Genomic DNA, 6,939 nt, shown 5'->3' on the forward strand with positions numbered 1-6,939 from the left:
ACGAAGTCCAATCTACGCGAGATCACACTGCTGAGGAGCTAGGCGTGGGGTGGATCACGCCATCTCGCGGATGATCTCCCGCGCGGCCTCCACTCCCGAGGCGGCAGTTGCAGGCACGCCCACACCGTTGAGCATCGAACCGGCCAGCGCTAGCCCGCGAATGCCCAACACCTCGTCGTATACCTCGGACATTGCATCCATGTAGCCCACGCCATAGCGCGGCAGGCCGCCCCACCAGCGCTGCACGAAGTACTCCTCCGGGGTCTTCCGCTCGCCGGTGATACGCTCCAGGTCCTCTACCGCGAAGCTCAACAGGGCACGGTTATCTACATCCAGGTGCCACGGGTTGCCAAAGCTGCCGAAGCTAGCCCGCACAAAAGCGCCCCCGCGCTCGGCCAGGTGCGGCCATTTACGAGACGAGAACGTGAAGGCCTTCGCCTCCGTGGGGGCGTCACTACCCAAAAGAACGCCCGAACGCTCCGGGATGCCGTGCGCGGAAGCCATGCGCATGCCAACGACTACGCTGCTGGCGAGGTCGATCTCACCCAGCACGTCCGCGGCAGTGGGAGCCATGTACTGGAGGATGGCCGACGCGGTGGGCGCCGGGGTGGCGACGATGACGGCATCGAACTCGCCGATCGGGTCGATGTAGTAGCCACCTCGAGTGCGGCCGATGGATTCCACTGCGGTATTGCGCAGGAGCTCCGGATTTGCGTGGCGCACCAGCGCGTCTACCAGGCTGGCGTAACCCCCGCGCAGGCTGCGGAAGACGGGCTTGGGCTTCTCGCCCTCCTGGGGTGCGGGGCGCTGGGAAAGAAGATGCTCGACTGCATCCACCAGGAAGAACGGCTGGCCCTCCGTGCCGCGACGGTCCAGCTCCGCTGCCAGCTGTGGAAGGGTAGCGCGCACTCCCAGGTCAAAGGCATTGCAGGAGTACACCCCACCCAGCAGTGGGGAGACCAAACGATCGACCACAATGCGACCCAGGCGGGCTTCCACCAACTGTCCGACGGGCGTGTCCTGCCCCGGCGTCCAGGTCATCGGCTGGCCGTTACGCTCGGCGTCGATGCGCGCAGCACCGTCCAGCCCCACGACCTCGGCAACGTCGGCACCGCGGGACGGGATGCCCATCAACGTGCGCCGCGGAATATCCACCAGCGCGCCGTCCACATAGAAACCGCTCGGCAGGCCAGAGGGCACGCACAGCTGATCCCCCAGCCCAACGGATTCAACCAGTTCAGTGAAGTCCTGGCGGAAGCCCATGTAGGCCTCCGCTCCCATGTCCACTGGACCGTTGGCGTAGTTCACGGTCTTGAGCTTTCCGCCCAGGCGGTCGTAGGCCTCGGTCAGCAGGATGCGGGCGTTCGGCCCCAGCTGGCGACGCAGCTCCCAGGCCGCGGCCAGACCCGCGATGCCGCCGCCGATCACGGCGACGCGCAGCCCCTCCAGACCGGACGTGTCTAGCTTCTCGAAGTGACAGGAAAACTGGTTGGCCTTCATCGCTTGTGAACCTCCTCGAAGGCGCGGGTGATGGCATCGGGATCAGTGTTCGGCAAAACGCCGTGGCCCAGGTTGAAGATGTGTCCGCGGGCCTGGCCGCGCTCTATGGCGCGATCGGCCTCGGCACAGATGCGTCCGATCTGCGCTTCCACCACCTCCGGCCCGGCGAACAGCACGGCCGGGTCCAGGTTGCCCTGCAGCGCCTTGGCGCGGGCGGCCGGCTCCGCAGTCGGGTCGGCCTCCTGCAGAGCGGCGGAGACGCGGGTGGCGGCGGAATCCAGCGGCACGCGCCAATCCACGCCCACCACGTCGGGGCCAGCCAGGGCCATATCGCCCAGCAGCTCGCCGGTGCCCACTCCGAAGTGGATCATCGGCACGCCATAGGCGCGCATCGCATTGAAAATCTCAGTGGAGTACGGGCGGACGAACTCGCGGTAGTCCCGCGCGGTCAGGTAGCCGGCCCAGGAGTCAAACAGCTGCAGGGCATCCACGCCAGCTTCCGCCTGAACCTGCAGGAAGCGGATAATAGTGGGCGTCAATCGGCGCATCAGGGCGTGCCATACATCCGGCTGCGAGTACATCAGAGCCTTCGTGACCTCGTGGTTTTTCGAGGGACCGCCCTCGACGAGGTAGGAGGCAAGAGTAAACGGAGCACCGGCGAAACCGATGAGAACCTGATCGTCCCGCAGCCCCTCCAGCACACCGCCGATGCCTTCGACAATGCTATCGAGCTGACTGCTCTCCACGATCGGCAGCGCAGCCACCTCGTCTGCGGTGCGCACCGGGTGCTCCACGACGGGGCCGCGGCCAGCAACGATGTCCAGACCCACGCCCGCGGCCTTCAGCGGCACCACGATGTCGGAGAACAGGATCGCCGCGTCCGCGTCGTGCCGGCGGACCGGCTGCAGGGTGATCTCCGCGAGCAGCTCCGGATTAAAGCACGATTCCAGCATTCCGTGGTCTTTACGGATCTCGCGGTACTCCGGTAGCGAGCGTCCGGCTTGGCGCATCATCCACACCGGGCGGCGACTAGGGGTTTCTCCGCGCGCTGCGGCGAGGAACGGCGCGTCCTTGTGGGCGCGACGCCGCGCTTCGGCGGCAGCGGTATCACCTTGGATGGGGCAATCAATAGGCTCACTCGTCATAGATGCCATTATGCCAGCGCCCTCGGCGCGCCTCACAAACGCGACAAACCTTAAAGGCTAGGTTTAGGCCTTGTGAGCCAAGAGACTGAGATCCCAGAGTACTTCCACGAAGCGGTGCGCTCCATGTCGGAAGCACAAGTGCGTCGCGGCATCAGCGTCGGAGACATCCGACCGCCCCGCAACCTCGCACCCCTCAGCCACGCCATCGGCCTCGAGGTGCTACCCGCCGACGAGGACAGCGACGACAGCACCGGAACCCCCGCCGGCGATGCCTTCGGCCGCCTGATCCTGCTCCACGACCCGCAGGGTGAAGAGCAATGGAAGGGCAAGCGCATGCGTATGGTCGCCTACATCCAGGCGGACATGGACGCCGCCGTGGCCTCCGACCCGCTGCTGCCGGACGTGGCATGGGACTGGCTCAAGGAGCAGCTGGATTCCCCGAGTTGTGAATACACCGACCTCGGCGGCACGGTGACTTCTACTGCTTCTGTCCGCTACGGAGAAATCGGCGGCCCGCCGCGCGCCTTCCAACTGGAGATGCGCGCCTCCTGGACCGCCACCGGTTCCGACCTCACCGGCCACGTCCAGGCCTTCGCGGAGGTGCTGGCCAACGTCGCCGGCCTGCCGCCCGAGGGCGTGACCAGCCTGGCTTTCGGCGCTCGGCCCGCGGGCACCGCAGCCGCAAACGACTCCTAGTAAAACGACTTCTAGTATCGGCGAGAGGCTCCGGGACGAGCCAGCCGGCGGGCTGACGTATCGTTATAGCCGTGAGTTTTGTCTCTGTCCCCGCCGCCGGCACCCCGGTTCTGCGGAATACCCCGCAGCACATCGACGCAGCCGCCCGCGCACTCGCTGCAGGCCACGGCCCCATCGCCATCGACACGGAGCGCGCCTCTGCCTACCGCTACGACGATCGCGCGTTCCTGATCCAGCTGCGTCGCCACGGCTCCGGCACCTTCCTGATTGATCCCGAGGCCGAACCCCAAGCCACTCGCCGCATGGCCAACGTCGTGAACGAGTCCGACTGGGTGCTCCACGCCGCGCACACCGACCTTCCTTGTCTGCTGGCCTTGGGTTGGCGCCCGCGCGTGTTGCACGATACGCAGATCGCCGGGCAGATCCTCGGGGCCGAACGCATCGGCCTTTCCGGCATGCTGGAGGCCTACTTCGACATTAAGGTGCCCAAGGATAAGGGCAACGCGGACTGGTCGCGCAGGCCGCTGACCGACGCGATGCTCAACTACGCCGCCCTGGACGTCGAATGGCTGCTAGAGCTATTGGAACACTGCCTCGATGACCTCGCCGAGACCGGCCGTACCGAGTGGTATGTCCAGGAGTGCGACCACGTGCTGGCCTCTGCCTCTCCCCTGTCCGCGAACGACTGGACGAGTCTGAAGGGCTTGAGTTCTCTGCGCGGCGCCCTGCCTCGCCGCATCGCCCACGACCTCTGGGAATCCCGCGACACTATGGCCCGCCGCGGCGACATCTCCCCGGAGGCCATTCTGCGCAGCCGTGACCTCGTGGACATCGCCGGCCGTGCCGATCGCGACCGCGCCGGTGCGCTGCGGCAGTTGAACTCCTGCCTGCATCACTCGCGGGCGCGCATGAAACCTCGGGCTCGCAGGCACATGGCCGAGCTTCTTTCGGACGCCCTCATGTCCGAGACCCCAGACCTCGAAACCCAACAGTTCCTGCCGCCGCGGAACCCCACGCGCGGCATCCCGGAGCACAAGGTCTGGCCGGAGGAATACCCCCGTGCGGCTGCCTACTCCGAAGCAATTCTCTCCGCGGCCGATGACGCAGCGGATCGCCTGCAGATCCGTCTGGACACGGTTGTTACTAGGAAAAACCTCCGCCAATCTGCCTGGTCCTGCTGGCAGGCCGAAGAATCAAGCGCGCTAGATGGTGCCGATGACCCGATCGCAGAGTGGGAGGAACTGCTCGGCGAAAAGTGGTCCGCCCTGGGGCTGCGACCGTGGCAGGTGGAGTTACTACTCGACGCTGTCACACCTGCCGTCGCGGCAGTCTACGCAGGTTAAAGCTTCTCCGCGTAACCCACGACGGTCCGGGCGACGGTCTCCACGTCCAGGCCCAGCTCCTCGAGCACCTCGCCGCGCGAGGCATGCGCCAGGAACTCTTGCGGTACGCCCAGGTTGCGGACGGGCACGTCGATGCCCGCCTGGGACAGGTCGTAGTGCAGACGGCTACCCGCTCCGCCGTGCACGCCGTTGTCCTCGATCGTGACGATGAGGTCGAAGTCGCGGGCGAGCTCCAGCAAGCTATCCGCAGTGGGAACTACCCAGTGGGGATCCACGACGGTGGCGGAGAAGTTGGCGTCACAAAGAGCCTGCGCAGCGCCTAGCGCCTGGTCCGTAAGAGCTCCGAAAGAGACAATGAGCACGCGACCGTCGGTCGGCTCGCCGCCCTGTTCGAATAGCACGTCGTAGTCGGCCTCCTCGCGCACGGCGGGGATGTCGGCTGGGGCGTTGCCCTTCGGGAAGCGCACGACGGTCGGAGCATCGTCGATGGCCACTGCGCGGTCGAGGGCCAGCTCCAGGGTGTGGGCGTCGCGCGGGGCGGCGACGTGGATGCCGGGGACGATGCCGGTGATCGACAGGTCCCACATGCCGTTGTGGCTCGCACCGTCGGAGCCGGTGATGCCCGCGCGGTCGAGGACGATGGTAACGCCCAGCTTCAGTAGAGCGACGTCCATCAAAAGCTGGTCGAATGCGCGGTTGAGGAACGTTGAGTATACGGCCACCACCGGATGCAGGCCACCGAGAGCCAGGCCGGCGGCGGAGGTCACCGCGTGCTGCTCTGCGATGCCGACGTCGTAGGTGCGGCTGGGGTGCACCTTCGCGAAGTCTGCCAGGCCGGTCGGGCCAGCCATGGCGGCGGTGATGGCGACGATGTCCTCGCGCTCGTTGGCAATGTCGATCAGGTGGTTGGAGAACACCTTGGTCCAGCTGATCGCGCCCTCGGTCTTCTTCGCCATCGACTCACCGGTGATCGGGTCGATCACGCCGGTGGAGTGCATCTGGTCGGCCTCGTCCTGCTCGGCAGGATCGAATCCCTTCCCCTTCTGTGTGACCGTGTGGACGATCACGGGACCGCCGTAGTCCTTGGCATAACGCAGAGCGTTTTCGACCTGTTGGAGGTCGTGGCCATCGACGGGGCCGATGTACTTCAGGCCCAGCTCCGGGAACATCTCGTGAGGAATTACGGTGTGCTTCACGCCCTCCTTGAATCCGTGAATCACCTGGAAGGCGCGGTCGCCCACCCAGCCCATCCGGCCTAGGGCGTTCTTACCTGTATCCATCACCCGGTCGTACATCGGCTGCAGACGCAGCGCTGCCAGGTTTTCGGCCAGTCCACCGATCGTGGGCGAATAGGAGCGGCCGTTGTCATTGACGACGATGACCAGGCTGCGCTTCTTCGCGGCGGCGATGTTGTTCAGCGCCTCCCACGTCATGCCGCCGGTCAGCGCGCCGTCGCCGACCAGGGCGACAACGTGGCGGTGAACCTGTCCGGTCAGCTCGAAGGCCTTGGCCAGACCATCTGCGTAGGACAGCGAGGCGGAAGCGTGGGAGGACTCAGTCCAGTCGTGGGGAGACTCCGCCCGATCCGGATAGCCGGATAGCCCGTCCTTTTGACGCAGCGTGTCAAATAGATCCCGGCGACCAGTCAAGATCTTGTGCACGTAGGACTGGTGGCCGGTGTCGAAAATCAGCGGGTCGGAAGGCGAGTCGAATACCCGGTGCATGGCGATCGTCAGCTCGACTACGCCCAGGTTCGGTCCCAGGTGGCCGCCGGTTGCGGAGACCTTCTGGATAAGAAACTCGCGGATCTCCGCGGCCAGCTGCTCTAGCTGGTTTGTGTCCAGCCCCTTGAGGTCAGCGGGCGAAGACACCTTGTCGAGAATTCCCATGTGAAACTACTCTTCTCCGTCCTCATGTCTCGCGCCGAATGTTTTGTCTGTCCATTCTAACTGCGCTCAAGTGTTTTGAAAGAATCCCCTACCGGGGTTTAGGAGCCTGCGCGACCGCGGCGGTCTGGAACCAGATATGCCAGCAGCTCTACGTGGTGATTTAAACCGAAAGCATCCACCACGCACAGCTCCTTGATCGCGTATCCGTTGTCGATCCAAGCTGCAAGGTCGCGGGCGGCGGTGGCCGGGTCGCATCCCACGTGAACGACATGCCTCGGGCGGGCCTTGGCAATATCGGCAACCGTCTGCGTGCCCGCACCCGTGCGCGGCGGGTCCAAAACCACAGCGTGCACGGATCCTCCGCTT

At 65.5% G+C, this 6,939-nt stretch carries 5 protein-coding genes and 1 pseudogene; 2 read left to right on the forward strand and 4 right to left on the reverse strand.

Translation table 11 applies throughout. From position 1 onward, the window contains the following. Window positions 1-54 precede the first annotated feature (54 nt). Complete coding sequence (gene hemG / locus Q0331_RS02485; RefSeq protein WP_298074582.1) at window positions 55-1,500, reverse strand: protoporphyrinogen oxidase; 1,446 nt, start codon at window positions 1,498-1,500, stop codon at window positions 55-57. Beyond that, entirely contained in the window at window positions 1,497-2,654 is a 1,158-nt protein-coding gene (gene hemE, locus Q0331_RS02490; RefSeq protein ID WP_298074584.1) for a uroporphyrinogen decarboxylase, read from the reverse strand. Before hemE ends, hemG begins: the two co-directional genes overlap by 4 nt. Window positions 2,655-2,717: 63 nt before the next feature. Between hemE and Q0331_RS02495 the strand changes: the two genes are divergently transcribed. After that, window positions 2,718-3,341, forward strand: coding sequence for a DUF3000 domain-containing protein (locus tag Q0331_RS02495; RefSeq protein ID WP_035003765.1), 624 nt, complete (start codon window positions 2,718-2,720; stop codon window positions 3,339-3,341). Between the two features lie 71 nt (window positions 3,342-3,412). Next, window positions 3,413-4,684, forward strand: a complete 1,272-nt coding sequence (locus tag Q0331_RS02500) for a ribonuclease D (RefSeq protein ID WP_298074585.1) — start codon at window positions 3,413-3,415, stop codon at window positions 4,682-4,684. Here Q0331_RS02500 and dxs read toward each other — a convergent pair. Together dxs and Q0331_RS02510 are read right to left on the reverse strand one after the other, a co-directional pair. Beyond that, window positions 4,681-6,573, reverse strand: coding sequence for a 1-deoxy-D-xylulose-5-phosphate synthase (gene dxs / locus Q0331_RS02505; protein WP_298074587.1), 1,893 nt, complete (start codon window positions 6,571-6,573; stop codon window positions 4,681-4,683). The genes Q0331_RS02500 and dxs overlap by 4 nt on opposite strands. A 98-nt stretch (window positions 6,574-6,671) precedes the next feature. Continuing rightward, window positions 6,672-6,939: pseudogene (locus tag Q0331_RS02510) on the reverse strand (class I SAM-dependent RNA methyltransferase); the annotation flags it as partial.

Origin of the sequence: uncultured Corynebacterium sp. (assembly GCF_937999985.1) — a bacterium.
Classification (GTDB): Bacteria; Actinomycetota; Actinomycetes; order Mycobacteriales; family Mycobacteriaceae; genus Corynebacterium.